Annotated in this window: 27 protein-coding genes; 7 read left to right on the plus strand and 20 right to left on the minus strand. The window is 49.7% G+C overall.

What is annotated here, in order from left to right; all coding sequences use genetic code 11:
• Nucleotides 1–102 precede the first annotated feature (102 nt).
• The 3 genes from O4H47_RS15620 to O4H47_RS15630 all read right to left on the minus strand — a co-directional run bounded on the left by O4H47_RS15620 (nucleotide 103) and on the right by O4H47_RS15630 (nucleotide 4,311).
• Entirely contained in the window at nucleotides 103–1,692 is a 1,590-nt protein-coding gene (locus O4H47_RS15620; protein ID WP_269394943.1) for a bifunctional metallophosphatase/5'-nucleotidase, read from the minus strand.
• 188 nt (nucleotides 1,693–1,880) lie between these two features.
• On the minus strand, nucleotides 1,881–3,455 hold the full coding sequence (locus tag O4H47_RS15625; RefSeq protein WP_269394944.1) for a DUF1007 family protein: 1,575 nt from the start codon (nucleotides 3,453–3,455) through the stop codon (nucleotides 1,881–1,883).
• 61 nt (nucleotides 3,456–3,516) lie between these two features.
• Nucleotides 3,517–4,311 (minus strand): creatininase family protein, encoded by a 795-nt coding sequence (locus tag O4H47_RS15630; protein ID WP_269394945.1) that lies wholly within the window; start codon nucleotides 4,309–4,311, stop codon nucleotides 3,517–3,519.
• A 143-nt stretch (nucleotides 4,312–4,454) separates the two neighbouring features.
• Between O4H47_RS15630 and O4H47_RS15635 the strand changes: the two genes are divergently transcribed.
• A complete protein-coding gene (locus O4H47_RS15635; protein WP_269394946.1) occupies nucleotides 4,455–4,874 on the plus strand; it encodes a MarR family winged helix-turn-helix transcriptional regulator in 420 nt (139 codons plus the stop codon).
• Nucleotides 4,875–5,325: 451 nt separating this feature from the next.
• On the opposite strand, the gene O4H47_RS15640 is transcribed toward O4H47_RS15635, so the two are convergent.
• Genes O4H47_RS15640 through O4H47_RS15650 form a run of 3 tightly spaced genes read right to left on the minus strand, consistent with a single transcriptional unit; the run spans nucleotide 5,326 to nucleotide 6,612 of the window.
• Nucleotides 5,326–5,775: a hypothetical protein gene (locus O4H47_RS15640; RefSeq protein ID WP_269394947.1), complete on the minus strand. Its 450-nt coding sequence runs from the start codon at nucleotides 5,773–5,775 to the stop codon at nucleotides 5,326–5,328.
• Nucleotides 5,753–6,199: a hypothetical protein gene (locus O4H47_RS15645; RefSeq protein ID WP_269394948.1), complete on the minus strand. Its 447-nt coding sequence runs from the start codon at nucleotides 6,197–6,199 to the stop codon at nucleotides 5,753–5,755. The genes O4H47_RS15640 and O4H47_RS15645 overlap by 23 nt, the downstream gene beginning before the upstream one ends.
• Complete coding sequence (locus tag O4H47_RS15650; protein ID WP_269394949.1) at nucleotides 6,196–6,612, minus strand: hypothetical protein; 417 nt, start codon at nucleotides 6,610–6,612, stop codon at nucleotides 6,196–6,198. The genes O4H47_RS15645 and O4H47_RS15650 overlap by 4 nt, the downstream gene beginning before the upstream one ends.
• A gap of 136 nt (nucleotides 6,613–6,748) precedes the next feature.
• Between O4H47_RS15650 and O4H47_RS15655 the strand changes: the two genes are divergently transcribed.
• Nucleotides 6,749–7,375 carry a trimeric intracellular cation channel family protein gene (locus O4H47_RS15655; protein WP_269394950.1) on the plus strand — a complete coding sequence of 209 codons (627 nt, stop codon included), beginning with the start codon at nucleotides 6,749–6,751 and terminating at the stop codon, nucleotides 7,373–7,375.
• Nucleotides 7,372–7,899, plus strand: a complete 528-nt coding sequence (locus O4H47_RS15660; RefSeq protein WP_269394951.1) for a DUF6886 family protein — start codon at nucleotides 7,372–7,374, stop codon at nucleotides 7,897–7,899. Before O4H47_RS15655 ends, O4H47_RS15660 begins: the two co-directional genes overlap by 4 nt.
• Here O4H47_RS15660 and O4H47_RS15665 read toward each other — a convergent pair.
• Genes O4H47_RS15665 through eda form a run of 4 tightly spaced genes read right to left on the minus strand, consistent with a single transcriptional unit; the run spans nucleotide 7,877 to nucleotide 10,955 of the window.
• A complete protein-coding gene (locus tag O4H47_RS15665; protein ID WP_269394952.1) occupies nucleotides 7,877–8,902 on the minus strand; it encodes a molybdenum ABC transporter ATP-binding protein in 1,026 nt (341 codons plus the stop codon). The genes O4H47_RS15660 and O4H47_RS15665 overlap by 23 nt on opposite strands.
• On the minus strand, nucleotides 8,895–9,599 hold the full coding sequence (gene modB, locus O4H47_RS15670) for a molybdate ABC transporter permease subunit (RefSeq protein WP_269394986.1): 705 nt from the start codon (nucleotides 9,597–9,599) through the stop codon (nucleotides 8,895–8,897). Before modB ends, O4H47_RS15665 begins: the two co-directional genes overlap by 8 nt.
• A complete protein-coding gene (gene modA, locus O4H47_RS15675) occupies nucleotides 9,596–10,315 on the minus strand; it encodes a molybdate ABC transporter substrate-binding protein (protein ID WP_269394953.1) in 720 nt (239 codons plus the stop codon). The genes modB and modA overlap by 4 nt, the downstream gene beginning before the upstream one ends.
• A gap of 4 nt (nucleotides 10,316–10,319) precedes the next feature.
• Nucleotides 10,320–10,955 (minus strand): bifunctional 4-hydroxy-2-oxoglutarate aldolase/2-dehydro-3-deoxy-phosphogluconate aldolase, encoded by a 636-nt coding sequence (gene eda / locus O4H47_RS15680; protein ID WP_269394987.1) that lies wholly within the window; start codon nucleotides 10,953–10,955, stop codon nucleotides 10,320–10,322.
• A gap of 145 nt (nucleotides 10,956–11,100) precedes the next feature.
• On the opposite strand from eda, the gene nadA reads away from it, so the two are divergent.
• Entirely contained in the window at nucleotides 11,101–12,180 is a 1,080-nt protein-coding gene (gene nadA, locus O4H47_RS15685; RefSeq protein WP_269394954.1) for a quinolinate synthase NadA, read from the plus strand.
• A gap of 61 nt (nucleotides 12,181–12,241) precedes the next feature.
• Here nadA and O4H47_RS15690 read toward each other — a convergent pair whose 3' ends face one another.
• The 3 genes from O4H47_RS15690 to O4H47_RS15700 all read right to left on the minus strand — a co-directional run bounded on the left by O4H47_RS15690 (nucleotide 12,242) and on the right by O4H47_RS15700 (nucleotide 14,407).
• Nucleotides 12,242–13,426, minus strand: coding sequence for a hypothetical protein (locus tag O4H47_RS15690; protein WP_269394955.1), 1,185 nt, complete (start codon nucleotides 13,424–13,426; stop codon nucleotides 12,242–12,244).
• A 201-nt stretch (nucleotides 13,427–13,627) separates the two neighbouring features.
• Nucleotides 13,628–13,837 (minus strand): alkylphosphonate utilization protein, encoded by a 210-nt coding sequence (locus tag O4H47_RS15695; RefSeq protein ID WP_269394956.1) that lies wholly within the window; start codon nucleotides 13,835–13,837, stop codon nucleotides 13,628–13,630.
• A gap of 66 nt (nucleotides 13,838–13,903) precedes the next feature.
• Nucleotides 13,904–14,407, minus strand: a complete 504-nt coding sequence (locus tag O4H47_RS15700) for a CreA family protein (RefSeq protein WP_269394957.1) — start codon at nucleotides 14,405–14,407, stop codon at nucleotides 13,904–13,906.
• Between the two features lie 228 nt (nucleotides 14,408–14,635).
• Here O4H47_RS15700 and O4H47_RS15705 point away from each other — a divergent pair, with 228 nt between their 5' ends.
• Nucleotides 14,636–16,225, plus strand: coding sequence for an L-aspartate oxidase (locus tag O4H47_RS15705; protein WP_269394958.1), 1,590 nt, complete (start codon nucleotides 14,636–14,638; stop codon nucleotides 16,223–16,225).
• A 15-nt stretch (nucleotides 16,226–16,240) separates the two neighbouring features.
• On the opposite strand, the gene O4H47_RS15710 is transcribed toward O4H47_RS15705, so the two are convergent.
• From O4H47_RS15710 to O4H47_RS15740, 7 genes are all read right to left on the minus strand, one after another.
• On the minus strand, nucleotides 16,241–17,080 hold the full coding sequence (locus tag O4H47_RS15710; RefSeq protein ID WP_269394959.1) for a TerC family protein: 840 nt from the start codon (nucleotides 17,078–17,080) through the stop codon (nucleotides 16,241–16,243).
• 84 nt (nucleotides 17,081–17,164) lie between these two features.
• A complete protein-coding gene (locus O4H47_RS15715) occupies nucleotides 17,165–18,046 on the minus strand; it encodes a c-type cytochrome (RefSeq protein WP_269394960.1) in 882 nt (293 codons plus the stop codon).
• 53 nt (nucleotides 18,047–18,099) lie between these two features.
• Nucleotides 18,100–18,504, minus strand: coding sequence for a thioredoxin family protein (locus tag O4H47_RS15720; protein ID WP_269394961.1), 405 nt, complete (start codon nucleotides 18,502–18,504; stop codon nucleotides 18,100–18,102).
• Between the two features lie 19 nt (nucleotides 18,505–18,523).
• Nucleotides 18,524–19,240, minus strand: coding sequence for a cytochrome c biogenesis CcdA family protein (locus tag O4H47_RS15725; protein ID WP_269394962.1), 717 nt, complete (start codon nucleotides 19,238–19,240; stop codon nucleotides 18,524–18,526).
• 142 nt (nucleotides 19,241–19,382) lie between these two features.
• Nucleotides 19,383–20,762, minus strand: a complete 1,380-nt coding sequence (locus O4H47_RS15730; protein ID WP_269394963.1) for a TRAP transporter large permease — start codon at nucleotides 20,760–20,762, stop codon at nucleotides 19,383–19,385.
• The gene (locus tag O4H47_RS15735) at nucleotides 20,759–21,319 is read right to left on the minus strand and encodes a TRAP transporter small permease subunit (protein WP_269394964.1); all 561 of its coding nucleotides are present in this window, start codon (nucleotides 21,317–21,319) and stop codon (nucleotides 20,759–20,761) included. Before O4H47_RS15735 ends, O4H47_RS15730 begins: the two co-directional genes overlap by 4 nt.
• A gap of 92 nt (nucleotides 21,320–21,411) precedes the next feature.
• On the minus strand, nucleotides 21,412–22,512 hold the full coding sequence (locus tag O4H47_RS15740; protein WP_269394965.1) for a TRAP transporter substrate-binding protein: 1,101 nt from the start codon (nucleotides 22,510–22,512) through the stop codon (nucleotides 21,412–21,414).
• A 260-nt stretch (nucleotides 22,513–22,772) separates the two neighbouring features.
• On the opposite strand from O4H47_RS15740, the gene O4H47_RS15745 reads away from it, so the two are divergent.
• Nucleotides 22,773–24,161, plus strand: coding sequence for a cache domain-containing protein (locus O4H47_RS15745; protein WP_269394966.1), 1,389 nt, complete (start codon nucleotides 22,773–22,775; stop codon nucleotides 24,159–24,161).
• On the plus strand, nucleotides 24,158–24,793 hold the full coding sequence (locus O4H47_RS15750) for a response regulator (RefSeq protein ID WP_269394967.1): 636 nt from the start codon (nucleotides 24,158–24,160) through the stop codon (nucleotides 24,791–24,793). Before O4H47_RS15745 ends, O4H47_RS15750 begins: the two co-directional genes overlap by 4 nt.

Here is a 24,793-nt window from a genome sequence, read left to right on the forward strand (position 1 = left end):
CCCTTACCTTGGCGCCTAACATAGTGGGTGCATTCCTAAAAGCAAATACGAAAAGGGCGACCCAATGGATCGCCCTCATCAACAGTTTGTTAGCTAGAGTGCTTATTCGACGATGGTAATGCGGTCATCCACCATTGGCGTATATGCGCCACCTGCTGCAACATATGCCGCAACAACATCTTCTAGGTTTGGACCAAAGTCATAAGCTTTCATGCCATTTGTGGCGAACACTTTGTATCCGTCCCCACCCGAACGCATGAAGTTGTTTGAAACAACGCCATATGTTGCGGCTGGATCAAGCGCGCCAAAAGTGCCCTCGTCGCCAAGCACTTCAACAGAAACGATCCGGCCACCCGCATCTTTGGTCGGGTCGTATGAGAATTTCAGACCAGCCACTTGTGGGAAACGACCGCCGCCAGATTCAACTTGGCTAACGCCATTTTCCAACGCTGCAATAACGTCAGCACCAGTCAACTCAAATGTTGCCAATGTGTTTTGGAATGGCAATACCGTCAGCACTTCACCCATTGTGATTTCACCCGCATCAATTGATGCGCGCAAACCGCCACCGTTTTGGATCGCAATTGAAACGCCCTGGTTCTTAACGCGGTCCAACATAGCCTCAGCAACGAGAACGCCCATTTCGCAGGTCTGTGCCCGACAGAACGAACGATTGCCCTCAATCGGCGCTGTTGTTTCACCAACAACCTTGTTCATAAGTTCCTGAAGGGGACCAGCAGCCTTTTCAATATAGGCAAGCACTTCTTCGTCTTCCGGCACACGGGCATCAAGCGACCATGCCTGACCACCAGCATCCTTGACGTTTCCTTCGTCATCAAAAGTTACGCTAAGCTCACCCACATATTTGGTGTAGGCATAGGCTTGCACAACTTGCACCTTATTGCCGTCAGGACCATCCACAACCGTTGGATAATCTTCCAACAATGTGTTGGTGTGACCGCCAACAATCACATCGATCCCTGCAATTGAGGCTGCAAGTTCAAGATCGCGGTCATACCCAATATGGGTCAACAGAATGATTTTGTTGATGCCATCGCCCTTTAGTTTTTCGATAAGAGCAGGCAATACGCTTTCTTCTGTAAAGAATTTTACGGTGTCACCAGGGCTAGAGATTTCTGCTGTGTCCGGTGTGAGCAATCCGATGATGCCGAGTTTTTCGCCGCCAACTTCTAGAATGGTATAGGGCGGTATTTTGCCATCAAGCAATGGCTCACCACTCATATCCCCATTGGCAAACATAACCGGGAAATTTGCAAGATCCGCAAAATCGGACAATCCTGGAGGTCCATCATCAAATTCGTGGTTACCCACCGCCATCGCGTCTACTTCCAACATATTTAGGAATTCGGCGTTCATTTTGCCTTTATATGTTGTGAAATAGAGAGACCCTTGAAACTGGTCCCCGCCAACGAGAGTAATCACATTGCCGCCTGCGCCTTCAACAGCGTCACGACGCGTGTCGATGAATGTCATCAAACGCGCGGCACCACCAAAACATTTGCCGGCGGCGTTGTCTCCTGCGCTACAACCTGAATCATATTTGTTTACTGGTTCAAAGCGCGAATGCATGTCGTTAAAGTGCAAAATATTAAGCGTGTAGTCAGCAAATGCTGGCGCTGCAGCGCTGGCCATCATGGTACCAAGCGCAAGCGCGAGTGCTTTTTTCTTCATTTTTATGAGCCTCCAAATAATTTCAAACCAGCCTCTTATAGGACGCGCTGCATGGCATATTTTTGACAATGTGCGATGTTTTTTTGGCGCGCCGTTCCTCCCACAGATACTGGCATGCGCGTAACTTTATGACAGTTTTGTAACACTGACCAGCACAAATTGGACCGTTTGGACAAAATTGGTCCCGACTAAAAAGACGCAATCAGCAAAATTGCACCAAATCCAAACACCAAGAAGGCACCGGCCAATTCTGCTGTGCCAACAATCTCACCCCAGAACCGACCGCCAGCTAACGCACGAGCCTTGGCAAGGCCTTTAAAATAGACCGCCAATGCCGCCAGCATAGAAACTGTGATCGCTGTACCCAAGCCCATCAAAAATGTCGCGGCGATACCTGCTAACAGCAATTGTTGACTGAGAGCAAAAGCCAAAACCACCAGCGCACCAGAACAGGGCCGCAACCCCACAGAAACGATAAGCCCAACCTGCTCACGCAACGTACGACCACTGAATTGGCGTGGCTCAGGTGCATGCTGACAACCGCAGTCCGGTCCATGCTCATGATCGTGATCGTGATTATGGTGGTGGTGAACAGCCTGCGCATGCCTGTTGAACAATTTTCGCCAAATCAACCAAGCGCCAAGCAACATCACCAGCCCATAAGAGCCCACGGCCATCCAGTGTGCGGCATCTGACATGGCAAAACTTGTGAGGCGCAACAAACTTGCAGCCACCAAAACAAAGACTACCGCCACTATGGATTGCATAAATGCTGTTGCAAAACTAAGCACAACGCCGTGGCGCAACTCGCTTTCGTTGGCCACCATATAGGATGAAATAATGACTTTGCCGTGCCCTGGGCCCGCCGCATGAAAAATGCCATACAAAAAGCTCAATCCGCCCAAAACCCAAAATGCACTACCATCGCTGCGCATTCGTGCCATCGCGTCTGTTAGCGCGCGATAAAACCCCTTTTGCTGCACATTGATCCACCCAAGAAAACCTGATTGTTGACCGCCCAAATTCGGCTCTTGTGGCGGTGCAACAAAGGGCGACCCCTTGGGCTTTGCAGGGGCCACGGGCACAACTGCACCAGAAGCGTATTCACCGCATCGCACAATAATGACATTCGACAGATCTTTTACAGCTTGCGCCAATTCCTCGGGAAGCTCCAAAACGTCGGTTCCAAGCGCAAATAGCTGCTCTTCAATATTGGGATCAATGGGGCGCGGTCCATTAACCTCAGCCGTGCATTTGCCATCAGCATTATCAAAAAAGACGGCATCACCTTCCACAAACTGAAACGCAGAATAATACTCAGGATCCGCAACTTCAATTTCAATATCTCGCGATGGGAATACCGGCTCTTCAAAATCAAGGGCAAAAGCCAGCTGCAGATTTGTCCCATCATATTCCATCCGGGCATCGCGCCCTTTGGCGAACACCAAGTTTTGCGCGCCCGCAAAACCCGCAACCGTATAATAACCGAACTCTTCGAGCCCCATCATATTATCGTCGGCCAGTGGTTGAAGTTCTTCGCTTGAAACTTGGCCGTCGCCATCTTCGTCCAGCCCTTGCACGGCCCATGCTGAATAAAGCGGGTCGAACGACCATGCCTGCCGCAATCCAACCAATTCACCCTGGTCGTTGAATACAACAACAACTCGCGCGTCGATAAAAATATGGGGATGGGCAAACACTGATGTGGCAAGGGCCAGCACCATGATGATTACCGCAAAAAACCGAGTTGAAAAACTATTCACAATTCCCGCCCAACCGAAGTATTTTGAGCCAAATCTAGCCAGCAATTGCGGCATCAAAGAGTCAATCTTCAAGATCAAAAAGCGACAAGTTGAATTGCGCCACATCATCAATAAGTTCACCAAATCCGCGCACCGCATGCGCTGCACTGGCCATACCCTTTGCAGCCGTTGCCACCGACGCATTCCCTACAACACCTTGATCGTTCAAATCATGGCTCATCCAACCAAAATGATGCTTGCCATAGCCCGTTAAATGGTGAGCAGAGGCTTGAACTCCCTTTAAGGCGCTTTCAAAATGATCTGCGGCATCCATGTCAACTTTTTGCGGGGCATAATGCAACATCAGCGATGTTTCTATATCACCGCCATGAATGCCAAATTTTAGCTCTTCTTCATCAAACAGGCTCGCAGGTTGCCCAAAGCGCAGCCAAGCCGAAGACACAGCCAACATAGAAAAATCCCGTCGCAGCGCCAAAATCAATCGATCCACGACACCGCTGTTGCCGCCGTGTGACGACATGATGATTAAACGACGCCCGCCCCACGCATGAAACCTTGCGCCAATTTCATACCAACTCTGAAACAAGTTTTCAGCATCAAAACTCAGCGTGCCGTCAAAGTGATCATGCTCATCGCTGGCTCCAATCTGCTGCAATGGGAACACCAACACGTTGGCTTCAATCGCTAACTCTTGCGCTGCATTCAAATGGCCCTGGGCAATATCGCAATCAGTTGAAAGCGGCAAATGGGGTCCGTGTGGTTCAATCGCCCCAACCGGCAACACGCCAACAGTTTGCGCATCAACCAGCTCCGCTAACTGGTCACGTTTCAAATCCATTAGGTTGAAAATTGGCATTTGAAGAGCTCTTTTGCTATTTGCGCTTTGTTGGTTTTGCCAGCTATTGCGCCATTTGCAAAGCGGGTCAGTTCAAATTAACCGATTAACGATAGTCTAAGCCAAGAATTTCATTTGCCTAAGCGCTTGGGCTAGAAAGAACTATGGCCAAAAAAACCGAAAACACATTGCTATTTGCCCTCATTGAAGCTGGTGCCCTGAGCCGCCAAGCGGCCCTCGCCCCATTGCGAGAACTTGGTTTGCTGCCCGGCGACGATGCAATTTTGCTTTGGCTCAATGGCAATCCAGAAACCGAATTTTCAGAAATGATGTTCGAATTGGGACTAGAAAAGCAAACCCTGCGCACCGTGTTGTTCCGATTTCAAAACACGGGCCTTGTGACTTGTGTGCCAACACAAAACACCAACGATCTTGAAGTGTCCCTCACCGAAGGTGGTCAACGGCTCATCGACGCGCTTGAACACCATTGGCGCACGCTAGACAAACAACTACGTGCCCAGCTGCAGCCCAAAAAGAGCAAAAAGCTAAAGAAAGCCCTGCACAAACTAGCGGACAGTTTTTGAGGAATGGTGCTCATGCCCCTTGAAGTGGGATTGTGGCCCAGGCCTGGATTGGTGTTTCACACGCCAATATCGCCAAAAAAAGTCGCCCAATACGAACAAAATCGCGAAGCTCACAAAATACAAGAACAAGTTGGATCTTAAGAACAGTCCGAGCGAAACCAAGAAAAACGTTAGCGGCACCAACTGCATCGACGAGTATTGCCACCAATTGGCCGTCCAATAAAACTCTTCAGCTCGGTCTTGTGCTCTGGGGGAAACATGTGCCAGCGCAAAAAGAGTGCTGTTGCTCACCAACAGCAGAACCAAATACAAAGGAACAACAAGGAACTGAAATCGCATATCTAGGATTGCGCCTGTTAGGTATGCAACCAACCCCATTGTCAACAAAAGCACCACCCCGCTTGTCGTCCACCTGTTCTTTCTGTGCGTCAGGTGCGCCCAAAATAGTTGTCTAAATGTCATTTGATTTCTCCGCGCGACGCATTTTTCTGCGCAAAACCGATGTCCAGACCACTCCAACAAACCCACCAAAAGCCACAAAATAGTACAGAAAGTATTCAGTTTCCATTGAGTAAACCCAAAAGAGACAAACAACGCTCGTAATGATCATTTGGATCGTCAACAGCTTCCAGCTAGCTTGAGCGGTAAACGCCAAATGGCGTTTGGCAAGCGTTGGGCTAATTTCCGCTAATGCGTAAAAAAGTGGTGGACTAGTCACCATCCATCCTAGGAACAAACCATAGCCGACAATCACAATCATCTGCCGCTCAGCGGGCCACAAAAACATGGTAGTCAACGCCACCACGCTAAATGTTGTCATCATCAAGGTATTTATCAAGCGCATTTCTTTGTGCGTCAGGTGCGCCCAAAACAACTCTCTAAATGTCATCTCTTTTGTCATCAAACTTGTAATATCCAATTCGGCGCACATAGCCGCGCGCGGCGTAAAATGTTAAATATACTGTTTGGGTCAGAGGCAAAAACAAGCCCCAACCCAGTGGCGCACCCATCAAGGCGTGAAGCGCGGTCAAGGTTGCAAGATTGACCATATGGTCGAGCACATAAATCGGCCAAGTCGCTTCCACCAAATATCCCCAACTGCGCGAAGCAGCTTCTGGGTTTACCCCGGCCAGCGCAAAGAAAAAGGCGGGGGACAGGGTGAAATAACAGAGCAGCAAGATAAGCGGTGGGAAGGCACCATTTTCCAATGCAAACTCACCACCCAGATCAAACTTCCAATGAATGGCCGCCCAAACCATAAAGACGAGCAACCACCAGTTTGAACGGTGAAAAAGATGTGCGCTGAAACGTTCCTGAAATGTCAAACTTCGCTTCCATTTACCTTCTTTCTGAGCCACCTAAATGACCAGAATAACGTGACAGGCACTACCACCCCTAAACCCAAATAGGTGAGTTTGGTCGCAATTGTAGATTGCGGCTTTGAGAACAAAACCGACGCCGCCAACACAATGCCAAACGCAATCAAATATCCAACCCATTTGACAGAAATAATTGGAGATACACCCTGGTCGTTTTGTCTCTTTTCGTGTGCACTCACGCGTTGACCAGCTGTGTAAACGAGTGCTGCGAGCATAAACGACAAGCAATAAAGCATGTCCCAATAATAAACACTATTGTCCAAAACAGCGGCCAAAAAAGGACCTGCCAAAAGAGCGCATCCAAACAGTGACAGGGTTGCTAAATTTAGCTGCCGGATCATTTCGCTCAATAATCTCATGGTCAAGTCTCACACACATCAAACAAAAAGCATCGCAACAACATACTCAAAACTGGCGTGCGCACAATTGGTGTTTTTGCTTCCCCAGTTCAATCGAACTGCTAAACTGAGTTTACTGATTTGGCGGAGATGAGAAATGTTTATTGTGCCCATCTATTATTTGGACCTGTTTGGCGTTGCCATTTTTGCGACCACAGGGGCGTTGGTGGCAAGCCGCAGGCAAATGGACATTATCGGCTTTGCCCTTCTGGCCACATTGACCGGCGTGGGCGGGGGCACACTCAGAGACCTGATCTTAGATCGTCCCGTTTTTTGGATTGTCGATCAGGCCTATTTGGTCACATGCTTAGCGATTGCCGTGGTTGCCTTTTTTGCTTCCCACTTGATCCAGCGCCGATATATTGCGCTTTTGTGGCTCGATGCAATCGGCCTTGCCGCCTATGGCGTTTTGGGCGCACATATTGCCCACGCCAATGGCGCGGGCTTTTTTGTGGCTACCGCTCTTGGCGTGATGACCGCAACCTTTGGCGGCATGATCCGCGATGTGGTGTGCGACGAAAATGTTCTGATATTGCAAGATGAGATATACGCCACTGCAGCCTTAACGGCAGCGGGCGGTTATATGGCCCTCGTTTATTTAGGCATGCCCTTTTTCTATGCCGCCATCTTTGGCACCGTCATCGGTTTTGTGGTCCGCGCCGGGGCCATTCAATTCAGTTGGAAAATCCCCCGCTACAAACCACGCGAGGGGCGAGACTATTGATTGAATTTCTTGATCAACAACTCTACCACATTTCTGAAGATCCAAGCATTGACCGCTTCGATCCGCGTCTCGACAAAGAGGGAAACAACAGCGTTTGGGCGATTTCAGCAAGTCGAATACAAAACTATCTTTTACCCCGCGATTGCCCACGCATTTGCATTTGGGCCAATGAGCAAACCAACGCCAATGACTGGGCCAAATTGTCAAACGCCAACTCAATTATTGCGATTGAGCGCGGCTGGTTTGAACGTTGCGCCGCGGCAAAACTATACGCCTATGTTTTTGACAGCGCTGAATTTGATCTGATCGGCCCGAATGCGGGGTATTTCACCGCTTCCACAGCACAAAAGCCGCGCGAAATGCTAACGATTGATGATCCGTTGCGTCAGCTCAACTTGGCTGGTGCGCGGCTTGAAGTGCTTGAAGAATTGCACAGTTTTAAAGAGACTGTTTTGGGTTCAAGCTTTGCTTTTTCAATGATTAGAATGCGCAACGCTGCACCTATTCCACAGACGCCGATTTGAAGACCACATAAGTGGATTGTCCAACGACCATCTGCAAATCTGCAATGGTTTTGGCCATCACGCGCGCCCGCACAATCTCACCTTCCACCCGTACCAAAACATCTGCCTGCGACCGATCAAACAACCGGATGGTTTCAATTTCACCCTGCAACTGATTGCGCGCACTCACTCCTTCAAGCCGTTTTTTTGAAAGCAACACATCCCGCGCCCATATGCGCAAACGAACTTGATCACCCACATTTAGCGCCTTGCGCGGCAAATCGACGTGCTGTGCGCCCACCCCTATCGTTGCCAAATCAAACTCAGCATCAATTGCGGTCACGGTGCCAGACAAAAGGCTGGTGATGCCATTTTCAAAAAACGCAGGCCCATCCAATTGCGCCATTGTTTGTGCCAATGGCCCCTGCGCAACAATTTTACCTTGATCAATGGCGATCAGGTTTTGCGCCAATTGCGCGGCCTCTTCCATTTGATGGGTGACATAAAGCACTGGAATATTAGCTTGAGCAAAATGGGTGCGAATAAGCGTAAGCAAATCAGCTTTTAGGCGCGGATCAATTGCACTCAACGGTTCATCAAACAGCATAAGTTTGGGCGCACCAAACAAAGCCCGCCCAATCATCACACGTTGTTTTTCGCCACCTGATAGGCTATGCGGAAACCGTTCAATCAAGTCCGATATTCCCAATTGATCGGCCAACTGTTTGGCAGAAATGACCCCGCTGCGGCCCAATTCAATGTTTTGCTGAACTGTATAATGAGGCAACAAGCGCGGCTCTTGGAACACCATGCCGATCTGACGATGCTCGGCTCTTTGAGGCATGGCAATGCCGCCAAGACTTATTGTTCCGCTCACCGGGTGATCCAAACCAGCGATCACACGAAGCAAAGAGGTTTTGCCCGCGCCCGATGGCCCAACAATCGCTGTTATGCCCGGCCCAGCGTCAAACTGATATTGCGCGCTCGGGTTGCCCCGCGTGCCCTTGATTTTCACCTCAAGCATGGCGCACCGACCTGTCGCCCGATAAACGCACTTGCAGCCAATTGAGCAGATATTCAGACCCCAAGACAGCAATCACCGAAATGGAAATCGACACAAGGCTCAACATCAGCACCATTTGCTCCCCGTCAAATCGCTGCAATGCAGAATGGATCGCTAGTGAAAATGTCTGCGTTTCACCCGGAATATTGGCAACGAACGTTATGGTTGCCCCAAATTCGCCAAGCGCTTTAGCAAAGCCCAAAATGCCCCCCGCAACAATGCCGGGCAATGACATGGGAAAATATAACATTGTAAAGCGCTGCCAGCCCATTTTGCCCGCAACCTCCAAGGCTTCGTCCAAATCGGGATCAACCGCTTCAAGCGACAACCGAATGGGACGAACGATGAGAGGCAATGCCACCAACCCGGCGGCCAAACTGGCACCCGCTGCATTAAATGCAAATGATATGCCCAAGGGCGCCAACAATTGCCCAATTGGCCCCGTGGGGCCAAATCCATACAAAAGCACCAAACCGGTCACCACCGGGGGCATAACCAAGGGCAGCATGATCACAGCGCTCAGCAACCTGCGTCCAACAAACCGTTTGCGCGCCAAAAGATAGGCCAAACCAAACGACACTGGCACAGCCCAGCACAGTGCAAAAAACGACACTTTGAGCGATAGCAAAACAATGGACCAAATCTCAGCCGACACTATTTTCCCTCAAGCGATAAGAACCCATAAGAAGCGACTATAGCATGTGCATCCGCACTGCCAAGGAAACGCATAAACGCCAACGTTTCGGGTTCTTGATCTGCTAAGGTCACCGCCCAATAGGAAATAGGTGAATGCGCGGTTTCATCAAAAACATAAACCACATTGAGCTTTAAAAGCGCCGCGTCTGAAGCATAAACAATGCCAAATGGTGCCGCCCCAGTTTGCACCAACCGAACGGCTGCGCGCACATTATCGGCGGGCGCCAGATTGTTTTGCAAAGCATCCCAAAGCCCCAAACTCTTCAGTGCCTCACGCGCATAAATTCCCGCAGGCACATGGTTTGGATCTCCCATGGCCAAACGCCTTGATCCCAACAACTTGGGCAACTCAGAAATATCAGTCAGTGCCAGTTCCTGATGCGCAACCAAAACCAATCGGTTCGAAAACAGCGGCACCAGCTTTTTGTCCGCGGCAACGAACGCTGCCCAATCTTTATTGGCAGATATGAAAACATCCGCAGGCGCACCGGCTTTGATTTGTCGGGCTAAACTTGAGCTACTGCCCGCAACAACGCTCAAGCCCTTCATGCCAGAGGCGTCAACGAGTGCTTGAACAACATCGGCAAGACTGGCGGCGACAAAGACCTTTGCATCAGCCATAGCAGGCTGAGCAATCAGCCCAACCAACATTGCCAATGCAAAGCCAAATCGCCGCATTGTCTTATTTGCCGATTTGTGACGCTTCGCGCGCCAAGGCTTCGATTTTATCAAAATCACGATTTTTAATCGCATCGCTTGGCACAATCCAAGATCCACCAACACAAATCACGTTGGGAAGCGAAAGATAATCCATCGCATTTTGTGGGCTCACGCCACCCGTTGGGCAAAATTTAAGATCAGGCAGTGGCGAAGCAAAGCTCTTGAGCAATTTTGCGCCACCCACAGCTTCCGCCGGGAACAACTTCAAATAGCTATAGCCCGCATCCGCCGCTGCCATGGCTTCGGTCGCGGTGGAAACACCTGGTAGCAATGGCACATCATATTCAAGCGCATCGCTTAAAAGGTTCAGCGGCGCGCCTGGAGACACCATAAATTGCGCACCCGCTTCAATTGATTGTTCGATTTGCATTCTATTCCGCACAGTGCCAGAACCAACAAAAGCCCCTTCAACACTTGCCATGGCCTTGATAATCGCCAAAGCATTTGGAGTACGCAATGTCACTTCAAGTGCTGGCAGCCCACCCTTAACGAGCGCTCGTGCAAGCGGAACTGCAGCTTCCAAATCATCAAGAACAATAACGGGCACCACAGGTGCAGCGGATAGAATTGGGGTCAGTTGAGCAACGATTTGGGCCATGATCTGCTTTTCTCTTATTGGGTGCACCGCAATCACAATTGCGGGATAATCGACATTGGTTTGGGCTTTAACACGAAGGATCAATTGAAATACACAATAAAAATACCTAAGTTCCGCATCAACTAGCTTGGGAAAGGGCAAAACGATGGCTCAATTGATCAATTCTACCACCCCGCTTGATGAAGCACGCGATGTACTTAAGGGTCTGTTTGACCTTAAGTTCACAAAGGCCGTGGAGAAAGAAACAGCCCCCATCTATGAACATCTCAAAGATCGAATCCCAGAGATCGAATGGCAGTTCTACGCCCCACTGATTCGCCAAATCAATCAGCTCAAACGCGAAAAAGACGCGGTAATTTTGGCCCACAACTACCAAACACCACAAATTTATCACGGTGTGGCCGATGTGGTCGGAGACAGTTTGCAGCTTGCTATTGAAGCGACAAAAGTGAGCCATTCCACCATCATTCAGTGCGGCGTGCACTTTATGGCGGAAACATCAAAACTGCTGAACCCGACTAAAACCGTGCTCATCCCCGATGCGCGGGCAGGCTGTTCGCTTGCCTCCTCTATCACCGCAGAAGATGTGATGGCCATGCGTGAGCAATATCCGGGCATTCCCGTGGTTACCTATGTGAACACATCTGCTGAAGTAAAAGCGGTGACCGACATTTGCTGCACATCGTCCAACGCCCTCGATATTGTTGAAGGGTTAGATAGCGACACGGTCATCATGATTCCAGATCAATATCTGGCGCAAAACACCGCCAAGAAAACCAAGAAAAAAATCATCACTTGGGCTGGCGCGTGTGAAGTACACGAGACGTTCACTGCAGCCGATATCGCTGAATTACGAGAATCGTATCCGGGCGCAAAAATCATTGCGCACCCAGAGTGCCCAACAGACGTAATTGATGCGTGTGATTTTTCAGGCTCAACTTCAGGCATGATCAATTGGGTTAAAACCAAAAAGCCGAAAAATGTGGTGATGGTCACCGAGTGCTCCATGTCCGACAATGTGGCGGCTGAAACACCAGGCGTTCAGTTCCTTAAAGGCTGCAACATTTGCCCGCACATGAAACGCATCAACCTCGAAAACATCTTGTGGTCACTACACACCGGCACCGAAGAAGTGACCGTTGATCCAGCGATTGCAGAAAAAGCGCGTGGCGCGGTTGAGCGCATGATTGAATTTGGCAAAGACAAAAAAGCCAAACGCAAATAAGACTTCAATCTAGAAGCTAATCCAAGTGAGCCCCCGCCTTTAAAAGTCGGGGGCTCTTTTGTTAGTGATCCTCTAGTTTGGCACCAACTGCCACGATGGAGGATGGCTTGCCACCCACCTCAATGGTCTCAACACTTGCCAAATCAGATTTTCTGATCAACCTTAAATGCCCCTGGGTTGGGTCAACCAGCGCAAGATTTTCGCCAGCAAAGACAAAAGACGGTCGAGCAGCCCCGTGCCCGCCTTCCATATCAATCGGTGCCAATATACTCGTAGATTGAACGATGGAACCACTAAGGGCATTTACAATATGCATATTGCCATCTGCTGTAAGCACAAATGCTTGGGCCGCGTTTTCTGGGTCCAAATAACCAGCAACAAGGCCAGCGTCAAATTGGGTTGATACAAAGTGCCCTTCACTTTCAACATCAACAAAGATCATTTTATTTTTGCCGAAATTGCCCGCAAACAATTGGATCCCCTGTCCACCATCAAGGCGACCAGTTCGTCCTTCTCCCAATTCCTCTGGGTAAGATAGAAACTGAGAGGAGGAATAGTCCGCAGCATCAAAAACCAAAATGCCATCTACACATGCAAATGCCGTTTTGTTGCCAGATGAGGCCTCGCCATGTAGCCCTTTACACGCATGCGGCTCGCCAATTTCCTTCATTTCACGGTCCAACACCCGCACAAAATCGGGCAGACTGCTATCGCTGGCTTTTGATGGTTCACTGATCAACAAATGGCCATCAAATGGCACCGCAACGCCATGGTGAGGCCGCGCAGAAACTGCAAAGCTCACTTGATGTTGAAGGTCTTCTTCAGCCAAATCAATACGCTGCACACTGCCGGTGCCGTCCATAAATGCAGCCACAGATTGGTCATGAACAACAAAATGCGTCGGCTTGTGACCGGTCAGAAAGAGCCCATTCCATTGTGCTTCACCCATGTGAGGATCTTGGTGGTCGCCATGATCCTCATACGACAATCCAGTGCGAGCGAAGTCGATGCGCCCTATTGCGCGTTGAACTGCGAATAGTCGCGTACCATCGCCACTCGCGTAAAGTCGGGCAGGTGCTGCAAAGTCCGTCCAAACCAGGGGTTCAACTTCTTTTTCAAAAACAGTTATCTGGGCTTTTTCGTGGTCCGACACGAAGTAACGCCAAACCTCATCTTGGGCAAAAGCAAGCCCGTTTGATGCCAATAGTATCGCTGCAGAAACAGCATAACGTACTTTTTGTTGCATGATTTCCCTCATGTAATGTTATTACAGCACGTCAAATATGTTATAACATTACGAATCGCAACGAAATTATTTCACTCATGCCTAAAAGCGCGGACTTGTTTGGGTTAGATGAGTTGAAAAGCTTGCCTTTGCAGAGGCAATCGATTGCCCCCGCCCTCAACCACTGGCCGGTTGATGCAATAATCGATCGAACTAGCGGGACTAAGCTTTCTTCAAGAACTCAGTTTTGAGCACGATGGTTGATTTGCCTATCCGGCACTCAACTTCTGTATCTTTATTGGTCGTGCTAATGTTTTTTATCGCTGTGCCGCGCTTTAGCGTTTTAGACATGCCCTTAATCTTCAAGTCTTTGTTGACCTGAACATTATCGCCATCTTCCAACTCAGCACCATTACAATCATGCACACTCATATCAATATCCTCGGTCAAATGTTGACCGAGGCATAACGCACTTGGCTGTCGCTGTCGTCAGAAAAACTATTCAGGCTTGCCGTTCGGCCAGTACTTGTCGCTCCAAGTCACGTCAACGCCATAGAGCGGCACCGTAGAAATTGACATTTTGGCGCTGCCTTCCGACACTTCGCGTGTGTGAGAAAGATAAATCAAACTATTGTTCGCTTTGTCGTAAATGCGCTTCACAACCAGCTTCTTCCAAAGGAACGAACGCCCTTCTTTAAAGACCTCTTCGCCATTCTTATCCAAATCAATGTCGCCAACAGTTACAGGGCCGGTGACACGACATGCAATCGACGAATTTGAAGGGTCTTCAAACCAATTGCCTTTTGAAAGTCGATCAAAAAAACCACGATCAAAATAAGCCAGGTGACAGGTCACGCCTTCAATTTCATGGTCGTGTACTGCTTCGATCAAAATGTCATTACCGACCCAATCAACCCCGATCTTGCCAACTTCTTCGGCTTGCGCAAACGTTGCCATCAGCGAGGCGGAAATAAGGGCGGTGGCAGCGAGTATCTTTTTCATCAAAAGGTCCTTTGCGTAAGGTCTTGGTCGCCATTCAAGTGGGCACTCAAGTACATAATTACAAGTAACATTGAAAACAAACACAGATGCACAAGCATATGCGACCGCACGCGCCCTTCCCTTCAATCGGGCTTCTATGTAACGTACCCGCCAACAAAACGAATCTGCAATCAAGCATCCAAGCATTCGGCTTGCGACTTTTCCCATTTCAATTCATGAGAACTGCCAATGACCATTTATGACAATGTGTTGAATGCTGAAGGTGCGCTGATCGTTGGCGCCGGACTTGCAGGCCTATTCTGCGCGCTCAAACTGGCGCCCCGCCCCGTAACCGTTTTATCCCCCAAGCCTTTGGGTACGGGTGCCTCCTCCACTTGGGCCCAAGGGGGCGTTGCTGCAGCCGTTGGCAAAGGCGATAGCGCCGAAGCCCACGCCCGCGACACCGATATTGCAGGCGCTGGCATCGTTGATTTTGAGGTCGCCCAATCCGTAGCGGCAGAAGCCGCGGAACGCATTGCAGATTTGGCTAAATGGGGCACCCCATTTGATCGTGCGGAAGATGGCAGTTTTGTTCTTTCTAAAGAAGCCGCACACTCTGTAAACCGGGTGGTGCGCGTATCGGGCGACAGGGCTGGTCGCGAGATCATGGCCGCGCTGATTGAGGAAGTGCGCAATACCCCATCCATTCGCATTGTTGAGGGCATTACAGCGGTGGATCTAGCGCGTGCCGACGGGCGCGTGATCGGCGTTTATGCCCGTAAATTGGGCGACCGATACGCCGAACCAGTGCTGATCCGGGCCCGCGCTACAGTTTTGGCCGCCGGCGGCCTTGGTGGCTTATATGCGGTGACTACAAACCCACCCGGAGTGCGTGGTCACGCCATGGGCATGGCCGCACGTGCCGGCGCCTTGATTGCTGACAGCGAGTTCGTGCAATTTCACCCAACTGCCATGGATGTGGGCCAAGACCCAGCTCCTCTCGCCACTGAAGCTTTGCGCGGCGAAGGCGCGACATTAATCAACGACTTAGGCGAGCGCTTTATGCTTGATGTGCATGAAGACGCTGAACTTGCCCCACGGGACGTGGTGGCCCGTGCCAATTTCCGCCAAATCCAAGGAGGACGCAAAGTCTTTCTGGACACCCGAAAAGTGTTGGGCGAACGCATTCTAACCGCGTTCCCAACTGTGGCCAATTATTGTAAAGAAGCAGGCATTGACCCTGTCGCCGATATGATCCCCGTCACCCCAGCTGCCCATTTCCACATGGGGGGTGTAAAGGTTGACGATCGCGGAAGATCATCGCTGGCCGGGCTCTGGGTCTGCGGAGAAGCTTCTTGCACCGGCCTACACGGGGCAAACCGCCTTGCCTCCAACTCACTGCTCGAAGCCGTGGTTTTTGGCGCGCGGATCGCAGAGGATATTTCTGGGCTTGAGCCGGTCAACAAAAGCCTGCCCCCCTACTTGGGGATCGAGTGGAACGAGGCGGAAGGCGAAGAAGCAGAGCGTGTCTTGCGCAACCTAGAAGCTGTGCAGGAACTCCGGCACATCATGACCAATCTTGTGGGCGTGGAGCGCAACGAAGAAGGCCTGCGCCTCGCATTGCGTAAAATTCAGGTGCTGGAAGAGACCGCAAAAGATGTTACGAGATCATATCTCAATATGACCACTTCTGCCACATTGGTGGCAGCAGCAGCCCTTAAACGCACAGAAAGCCGGGGCGGACATTTCCGCACCGACTTCCCAGATAAAGATCCCGCGTTTAAGGATCACACCACAATGACCCTAACCGACGCGCTAAAAATTCGCGCATCGGCTTAAGCTCGATCTGCAATTCTAGGCGTGGTTGTCAGCCGCGCCTTCATTGTCTTTCATGACTTTGCGGATGAGTTTTTCACGCTGCTCGCGCTCCAGCATCAATTTCTTCTGGTAGCGGCTTTGCACAACATCCACCGCAACCATCACGAAGAGAACGAAGTAGAAGGTTGATTTTGCCATCGGCAGAATTTCATGACCGAACAGTTTTAGGTGCGCCAAATGCCCGCCTTCGCTGAGCAACAAAATGCCGACCAACAAGAGGATGAACAATCCAAGCACTTGATACATCCGGTTGCGCTGCAAGAAGTCCGAAACATAGTCGCTCAATACAATCATCATGATGCCCGACAAGACGATGGCCACAGCCATCACCCAGAACTCGTCGGTTAGGGCAATTGAGGACAACACACTATCAAATGAGAACACTAGGTTCATTGCCACCAACCAAAATATGGTGACACCGACGGAGCGTTTACGCTTATCTTCATTCTGATCGTGAATATCATGCACCGAGATCATGTGGAAAATCTCTTGGATCGCTGTGTAGATGATAAATCCACCCCCCACAAGAACGATAAAGGCATGCACGTTCATCTCGGTTTCAATGAATCCGGTCCACTGTAGTTTGAGAAATGGGTCCTGGAAAAACTCAATAAGCTGAATAAGCGCGAACAAAAGGACCAGACGGAATATAACCGCCAGGCCAATACCCATGCGGCGCACATACTGCTGCTTGTCCTTTTCCACCCGCTGAGATTCAAGCGAGATATACAAGAGGTTGTCAAAGCCCAAAACGGCCAACAACCCAAATAGCATTAAAAGAGTAATCCAGTTCTCAATTGAAAGAAAACTTTCCATTTATCATTCCGCCTATCAAATCAAACTTTTGAAAACTAATGCAGACAATGAGTAATAAACTCAACCCCTAGCACCAAAACCGTTTTAGTCTGTGTCCAACAAATACGCACTAAGCGCCGCCAAATCCTGTGGCGTCCAATGGAGCAAGCTCTCGTTGATTACCTCCCCCATCGCACCGCCCAACGTGTCAAAATCTGGATCAAACCCGCCCGTCAACGCATCAATTAGACCTGCTTCATCATATCCACGGGCTCTAAGCGTTTCTGGGTCAATCGCGGGAAAGAACGGCTTTGTGCCAGTAGGTGTGCCCGCAAATCTTTGATCGGTTTGCGCTGCACCAAATGCGTTACGCGGCGTGTGACAGGCACCACAATGGGCAGGACCATTGGCAAGATATGCACCCCGGTTCCACCGTTCAGAGCGCGTAGCATCAGGCGCAAACCGCACAGGCGTAAAGAAGAGTCTCTTCCAACCCTGCATCGCTAAACGAATGTTGAACGGGAAACCAATTTGATGATCTGCAGCCTTCACGCCAATGGGATCCGTCGCCATCAGGGCCACATATAAATCCACAATGTCCTGGTCAGACATTTTGGTGTAGCTATCAAAAGGAAATGAGGGATAGAGGTGCTTTCCACCAGGACCTAAGCCCTTGCTCATAGCACCAGAGAACTCAGCCAATGTCCAAGCACCAATGCCCGCTTGTTTGTCTGAGGTTATATTGGGCGGAACAAAGTCACCAAATTGCGTCTTAAGCGGCAACCCACCCGCCAAATAGGCACCTCCGGCGGCAAGGTCTGTGTGACAGGCAACACAGCCCCCCAACCGGATCACATATTGGCCACGCGTCACATCGCCGGCCAAGGATAAATCTCGTTTAGGCCCACCGATTGGCGAAAAGAAATAGGCAATTCCTGCCAACGCAAAAACAACCAACAAAACCAAAAAGATTGACCAACGCCGCATGAAACTCTCCCTAAGCGTTTGATTATTCATGCGACGCTTCATCTGTCAAACAACTAGAGGCCCAATTCAAGCAAATCCCTTATTTTGGCTTTGCTCGTTTGTGCGACCACACGACCTAATTCTTTGCGCCCCGAAAAGATCACCAGAGTTGAGCGGCGAGGAATTTTGTTGGCCTTAATTATGGTTTTGGACGCCGGGTCATCCCAATCCACGCGAATGATCTCAATAGCTAAATACTTAGCGTCCTCAGCCTGCAACTCGCCCAAAACCTTGTCTTGAGCGCGGCACGTTGAGCACCAGCTGGCGTAGAAATCCAGCAAATAGGGTTTGCCGCTATTTTCAGCTGCTGCCAAAACCGTGGGACTATAGGGCGTATGCTGTGTTTGCGCATAGGCCCCGGTTAAGCTGCTTACCATCAGCACCGCAAACAAAGCAGCTCTAATTATAAGTTGTCGCATGGCGACCTCCTTCATGTGTTCAAAACCGTACAGACAAGGCCAGCAACCAGTCCGGCATATTATCCAGCGCCCAATTGTCCACAACCCGATCCAAATGAAACCAAATCGCAAGGCCCACAACCAACAAAGCAAACCCCATGATCGGTTTGGCGTGCTGCGAAAGCTTTGATAATAATTCTGATCTTTGCCCAATCAACTCTCGTGAACCATAGCTCAGCGCCAGAACAATCGTTGCGCTGCCAAGCGAAAACACAGCCATAATCAAAAGAGCATAGAAATAGCTTTCACCCTGAGAGGCCAACCCAATGGCACCACCCAATGTGGGGCCAATACAAGGTGACCACGCCACCCCCAGCAAAACGCCGGTTAAGACCTGTCCGGCCAAACGACTATCATCGATCTCATTGATTGATTTATTGCCACCTGTAGCTAAACCAGAGCTCACTCTTGCAAACTGTCGTTCGAATTGGGGCACAATTAAAATCACGCCAAACGCGATCATAATCCCTGCGCCAAATTTTGAGATAGCATCTTGGTCGAGTCCAATATTCTGCGCCACTGAGTAGACCAAAAACCCAACCACAGTAAACGAGACAGCAAGGCCGAACGCCATTGCCACCGGCCCAAACTTATTCTTAGAAACCGAGCCCGCTAGCACGATCGGCAACAAGGGAAGAACGCACGGATTGATCAACGTCAATAGCCCAGCCAAATAGGCGAACAAAATATCTATCACACAAAGCCCTCGTTCATTTCTCTAAGCCTTAGTACATCATGCAAGGTCGCCCCGCCGCTAACCTTTCATCACAAGCGTGTGAACAAAAAAGCCGCCTCGAATTGCTCGAGACGGCTCAATATTTCAGATTTTCACTTGCTTATTAGCCAGAGAAAAGTGTTTGGGGTAACCATGTCACAACACTTGGGAATATCCACAGGATTGCAAGTGCAATCACCTGAATGAGGATGAACGGCAAGACCCCGGCGTAAAGATCACTCGTCTTAAACTCCGCTGGCGCAACCCCCCTTAAATAGAAAAGGGCAAAGCCAAATGGCGGCGTTAAGAAGCTGGTTTGCAAGTTGATCGCAATCATGACGCCAAGCCACAAGGGATCATAGCCTAAAGCGATCAAAATTGGCCCAACGATTGGCACCACCACATAAATGATCTCAATGAAATCAAGGAAGAAGCCAAGGAAGAACATCAGCAACATCACAAGCAACAGTGCAGAAAACGCACCACCCGGTAAGTGACGCAAGAACTCAGCAATCACATCATCGCCGCCAAAGCCCTTAAACACCGTCGAAAACAGGCCAGCGCCAATGATGATCAAGAAAACCATTGAGGACACTTTGACGGTCTCGATACCAACTTCTTTGAACAAAGTGAAATCAAGTCGTTTCGCACGCCACGCCAGAATTGCCGCGCCAACGGCACCAACAGCGGCAGACTCAGTAGGTGTCGCAATACCGGCCAAAATTGAGCCCAGAACCAAAACAATCAGAATGAGCGGAGGCGCAACGGCACCAACCAATTGACCAACGCTCGGCGCATTGACGCTCTCATCCTTCATTGAAGGCACATCATTTGGCCGAACAATGGTGAGAATGAAGATCCAGAGCAAGTACAAGCCCACCAGCAATAATCCGGGGAACAAAGCACCCGCAAACAGATCAATTGCAGTGACCGGCTCAGGAGCCAAATTGCCTGTTAGCGCGGCGGCCTCTTCATTCACGCCTTGCAAAATATTGGCCAACAAAACCAACACAATCGACGGTGGTATGATTTGGCCAAGCGTTCCAGAAGCACAAATAATACCGCCAGCAACTTTGGGATTATATCCAGCTTTGAGCATTACCGGCAGGCTCATCAAGCCCATGGTAACAACAGTGGCTCCAACAATGCCGGTTGAAGCCGCAAGCAACGCGCCAACAATAATTACTGAATAGCCAAGACCACCACGAATTGTGCCAAACAATTGGCCCATGGATTCAAGCAACCTGCCCGCAATATCTGAACGCTGCAAAATCACGCCCATATAAACGAACAAGGGCACAGCAACCAGCGGCTCATTCTTCATCAATGAGAAAATTCGAGTTGGCGAGAGATTCAAAAATGCGAAATGGAAGAGATCCATTTGATCGCCCAGGAAGGCGAAGATAATGGCCACACCAGCAAGCGACAACGCCACTGGAAAACCAAGGAGCAACACAAAAATGGTTACCCCAAACATTACAAAAGCTAGGATTTCTGGGGTCATGTCAGCGGCTCATCTTCATCTTCTACCAGGCGAACGCGCTCGCCGGTTATGATTGTATCAAGCGATCTAATTGCCATAGAAAACACCTGTAGGCCCAAAAAAATGGCCAATGCAGGAATGACGCCCTTCAATATATAAAGTGCCGGCAATCCACCCGCTTCAGGCGATGTCTCAAGACGCGAGAACGAACGGTAGAAAAAGTCCATTCCCCTTGCATAGATCAACCACAATACTGGCGCCGCCAGAAAAATCGAACCGAAGAAATTCACAAACGCTTTATAGCGATCCGAAGCCCCCGAATAGATCAAATCGATGCGCACATGCCCATCATGCAAAAGCGTAAAACCCGCCCCCAACATGAATACAAATGCATGCATCCAGATATAGGTTTCCTGCATCCACACGTCGCCGGATGAAAACAGATATCGCAAAACTACTACCATGAAGACATTGAGAACCAGCAGCAGCGCCAGCCAAGCCAAGATTTGGCCAACAAACTCATTGATCCGGTCAATAAGGCCTGCCACTAGCCTGATGCCATTTATAAGCCCAGACATTTCACTCCCCCCAAAGGAATTTTTCTCACTATAGGGTATAATAAAGGCGGGGCCAATTGACCCCGCCAATAAAGAACAAACCCAGATAAAACCTAGATGGTTTTAAATGGTGCTGATGTACGTGCATTCATGAATTTGCCTTCAGAAATGCCTGACCAGTTCACCATACCTGAACGGAACTCAACAAGATTGTTGTAAAGTTTCGTTGCTTCTGGAGATTTAGCTGCCAATGCTGAAAGCACGTCAGGTGTACGCTCACCAATTGCTTGCAACAGTTCGTCAGAGTAAGGCTTCAACTGAACGTCATGCTCGTTCACAAGTTTTGCCAATGATGCGTTGTTCACAGCTTGGAAGCGTGACAACACGCCCAAGTTTGTGGCCATTGCAGCCTGTTCAACAGCGGCACGCTGTTGGTCAGTCAATGAATCCCATGCACCTTTGTCAAAGAAGGCATCAAGAACTGTGGCAGGCTCGTGCCAACCAGGATAGTAATAGTTCTTCACAACTTTAAAGAAGCCAGCACCAAGGTCAGCCGCAGGGCCGATCCACTCTGTGCCGTCAATCGCGCCAGATGTCAGCGCAGGCAACACATCAGAACCAGGCAATAGAACAACGTTCACGCCGAAAGTTTTCAACACTTCGCCGCCAAGACCAGGCATGCGGAACTTAAGGCCTTCCAAGTCAGCAACTGTGTTGATGTCTTTTGCGTACCAGCCACCCATTTGGTTGCCTGAGTTGCCAAGTGGCAAGAACTTAAGGCCCAAAGGATTGTAGCTCGTTTCGTCAGCAAGCTCGATGCCGCCGCCGTAGTAGAACCAAGCATTTTGCTCTTGTGCGTTCAAGCCGTAAGGCATGGTCGCAACAAACGAAATCGCATCTGATTTACCAGCCCAATAATATGGAGCGCCATACCCCATTTGTGCAGTACCAGACTGAACCGCATCAAGCGCTTCAAGACCGCCAACAAGTTCACCAGAGTGGTAAAGCTTAATTTCAAGGCTACCTTCAGTCAGAATGCCCACTTGCTTGGCAAAATCTTCGTACGCTGCGCCCAATAGGCCAGCTTTACCGAATGCAGAAACGCCAATCCACTGTGTGCGGCCTTGCGATAGAGCCGGTGACGCCAAAGTTGCCGCGCCTGCAGCGCCCGCAACTGTCACACCAGCTTTTTTGAAAAACTCACGTCTTTTCATTAATTCCTCCCAAAGAGATAAAATCAATTGCGGTTCGCAAATGCGCACACGCAACTAGAAACAAGGCCCATGCTCCCTTGCCTGCACCTTGCGCCACAGTCCATCTATTTTTTTCCCAACTTTCAAGAGCCAATCGCACCCAATTGCGGTTAATGGGTAGAATTGGCGCACCCTTTTAAGCATTTACCCACAAATACGGAGATGAACTTGGCAAAAAATGCTAAAACCATCCGCAGGAACGCATTTGAAACGGCAAAATCATGACCTTTCGACAACAGATTCTAGCGCTAACAACGATCCCACTGCTGCTGGCCATCTTGGCCATCACCTCGCTTGTAACATGGCAATCAAGTCAGCTATCAAAAGACGGCATTCAAGCATTTGAACAGTCAATGCTCTATGCCAAGGAATCCGAACTCAAGAATTACATTGAACTCGCCCTCACCGCCATTAAGCCTGTCTATGAAAATGCGACACCTGATGATGAGTTTGCCAAAGAACAAGTGAAGCGCGTTCTAAATCGACTAAGCTTTGGAGAAGATGGATATTTTTACGTCTATCACTATGATGGCACCAACGTCGTGCATCCACGTCAACCGTTCCGCGTAGGCAAAAACTGGGCCGACCACCCCGACGTTGCTGCATTGCTTGATTACGCTAAGAACGGCGGTGGATTTCATCGCTATGTTTGGGAAAAACCATCATCAAGCGAAGTATCAGACAAAATCGGCTACGCGGTTGGACTAGACAAATGGCAATGGATGATCGGCACCGGGGCCTATATCGACGACATCTTGGCCCAAACAGAGGCCGCCAATCAAAGCTTATCCAACACCATCAATCAGACATTTTTGCTCGTCGCCCTCATCACCGTGCCGGCCGTTTTTGCTGTATTTGGCACGGGTGTCATCATGAATTTGCGCGAGCGCCGACTGGCGGATAGCAAACTAAAAGAACTCACCCAACGTATTGTGGATACACAAGAAGAAGAACGCTCGCGTATTGCCAGAGAACTTCACGATGGCATCAGCCAAAATATGGTTGGCGTGCGTTATGTGCTTGATTTGGCAGAACGACAGGTGCGCGAAGGAAAAGATACAGCCCTTGCCACCATTGAACGGGGTGCGGGCGCGCTCAACACCGCCATTAAAGAGGTGCGCCGAATTTCGCACGATCTTCGCCCTGGACAGCTGGACGACTTAGGTCTTAGCGCCGCATTAGAATCTCTGATCAACAACTTTGAAGAGCGCACAAACATTGATGTCGATTTTGAAAGTGTGGCCTTTAAGAACGTCCTTCCCTCAGACGCCAAAACCGCCATCTATAGGATCGCCCAAGAAGCATTGAGTAACATTGAAAAACACTCCGCGGCTGAAAATGTCAAATTGCGCCTGAAAAGCACAAAAACCGGACTTGAAATGGTGATCATCGATAATGGGCGCGGCTTTGTGACCAAGCAAAACCCCAAAGACAAGACCATAGGTCCATCGGGCGGATTGGGTTTGCGCAATATGCAAGAGCGTATGGAACACTTTGGTGGCAGTTTGGAAGTGATTTCCACCCCTAAAGGCACAAGGTTGGTTGCGCGTTTGCCACGATCCATTTACTTGACGAACGCCAACATAAAAGCGGAGTTTCAAAGCGCATGAATTCGCAAATCAAAGTCTTGCTCATTGATGATCACCCGCTCGTGCTAGAAGGCATTCGCTCGGTCTTGGAAACCTATAATCACATCAAAGTGGTTGGTGCACAGTCCACCGCAAAAGAAGGACTTGCCCAGTCCAAAAAGACCTGCCCCGATGTGGTGCTAATGGACATCAATATGCCTGATATGAATGGCATTGATGCCATTGAATTGTTCAAAGACCAATTACCCAACACAAGACTGTTGATGCTTTCGATGCATGACAGTCGCGAGTATATCTCAACTTCCACCATGTATGGTGCATCCGGTTACGTCCTCAAAGACGTTTCAACATCTGAGATTGTTACTGCTATTGAAACGGTAGCTGCAGGCGGCACCTTCTTTTCAACCGGCGTTTCTGAAGCCCTAATGGGCGCACAAACAGACCCAAATGCCAGCTCGCTTTTGACCACGCGCGAACAGGCGGTTTTACTTTTAGTCGCAGAAGGAAACAGCAACAAAGACGTTGCTTCAAAACTCGACATTTCAATTCGCACCGTGGAAACCCATCGCAAAAACATCAAGAAAAAACTCGGCATTTCCACCACCGCAGGGCTGACGCGCTACGCCATCGCAAATGGATTGCTTGGCGCGTAA

The organism is Maritalea porphyrae, assembly GCF_027213965.1.
GTDB lineage: Bacteria > Pseudomonadota > Alphaproteobacteria > Rhizobiales > Devosiaceae > Maritalea > Maritalea porphyrae_A.

Coding starts and splice junctions, on each gene's coding strand:
- O4H47_RS15620 (WP_269394943.1), bottom strand. CDS start 1,692: ATGAAGAAAAAAGCACTCGCGCTTGCGCTTGGTACCATGATGGCCAGC.
- O4H47_RS15630 (WP_269394945.1), bottom strand. CDS start 4,311: ATGCCAATTTTCAACCTAATGGATTTGAAACGTGACCAGTTAGCGGAG.
- O4H47_RS15635 (WP_269394946.1), top strand. CDS start 4,455: ATGGCCAAAAAAACCGAAAACACATTGCTATTTGCCCTCATTGAAGCT.
- O4H47_RS15640 (WP_269394947.1), bottom strand. CDS start 5,775: ATGACAAAAGAGATGACATTTAGAGAGTTGTTTTGGGCGCACCTGACG.
- O4H47_RS15650 (WP_269394949.1), bottom strand. CDS start 6,612: ATGAGATTATTGAGCGAAATGATCCGGCAGCTAAATTTAGCAACCCTG.
- O4H47_RS15655 (WP_269394950.1), top strand. CDS start 6,749: ATGTTTATTGTGCCCATCTATTATTTGGACCTGTTTGGCGTTGCCATT.
- O4H47_RS15665 (WP_269394952.1), bottom strand. CDS start 8,902: ATGCTTGAGGTGAAAATCAAGGGCACGCGGGGCAACCCGAGCGCGCAA.
- modA (WP_269394953.1), bottom strand. CDS start 10,315: ATGCGGCGATTTGGCTTTGCATTGGCAATGTTGGTTGGGCTGATTGCT.
- eda (WP_269394987.1), bottom strand. CDS start 10,955: ATGGCCCAAATCGTTGCTCAACTGACCCCAATTCTATCCGCTGCACCT.
- nadA (WP_269394954.1), top strand. CDS start 11,101: ATGGCTCAATTGATCAATTCTACCACCCCGCTTGATGAAGCACGCGAT.
- O4H47_RS15690 (WP_269394955.1), bottom strand. CDS start 13,426: ATGCAACAAAAAGTACGTTATGCTGTTTCTGCAGCGATACTATTGGCA.
- O4H47_RS15695 (WP_269394956.1), bottom strand. CDS start 13,837: ATGAGTGTGCATGATTGTAATGGTGCTGAGTTGGAAGATGGCGATAAT.
- O4H47_RS15700 (WP_269394957.1), bottom strand. CDS start 14,407: ATGAAAAAGATACTCGCTGCCACCGCCCTTATTTCCGCCTCGCTGATG.
- O4H47_RS15705 (WP_269394958.1), top strand. CDS start 14,636: ATGACCATTTATGACAATGTGTTGAATGCTGAAGGTGCGCTGATCGTT.
- O4H47_RS15710 (WP_269394959.1), bottom strand. CDS start 17,080: ATGGAAAGTTTTCTTTCAATTGAGAACTGGATTACTCTTTTAATGCTA.
- O4H47_RS15715 (WP_269394960.1), bottom strand. CDS start 18,046: ATGCGGCGTTGGTCAATCTTTTTGGTTTTGTTGGTTGTTTTTGCGTTG.
- O4H47_RS15720 (WP_269394961.1), bottom strand. CDS start 18,504: ATGCGACAACTTATAATTAGAGCTGCTTTGTTTGCGGTGCTGATGGTA.
- O4H47_RS15730 (WP_269394963.1), bottom strand. CDS start 20,762: ATGACCCCAGAAATCCTAGCTTTTGTAATGTTTGGGGTAACCATTTTT.
- O4H47_RS15735 (WP_269394964.1), bottom strand. CDS start 21,319: ATGTCTGGGCTTATAAATGGCATCAGGCTAGTGGCAGGCCTTATTGAC.
- O4H47_RS15740 (WP_269394965.1), bottom strand. CDS start 22,512: ATGAAAAGACGTGAGTTTTTCAAAAAAGCTGGTGTGACAGTTGCGGGC.
- O4H47_RS15745 (WP_269394966.1), top strand. CDS start 22,773: ATGACCTTTCGACAACAGATTCTAGCGCTAACAACGATCCCACTGCTG.
- O4H47_RS15750 (WP_269394967.1), top strand. CDS start 24,158: ATGAATTCGCAAATCAAAGTCTTGCTCATTGATGATCACCCGCTCGTG.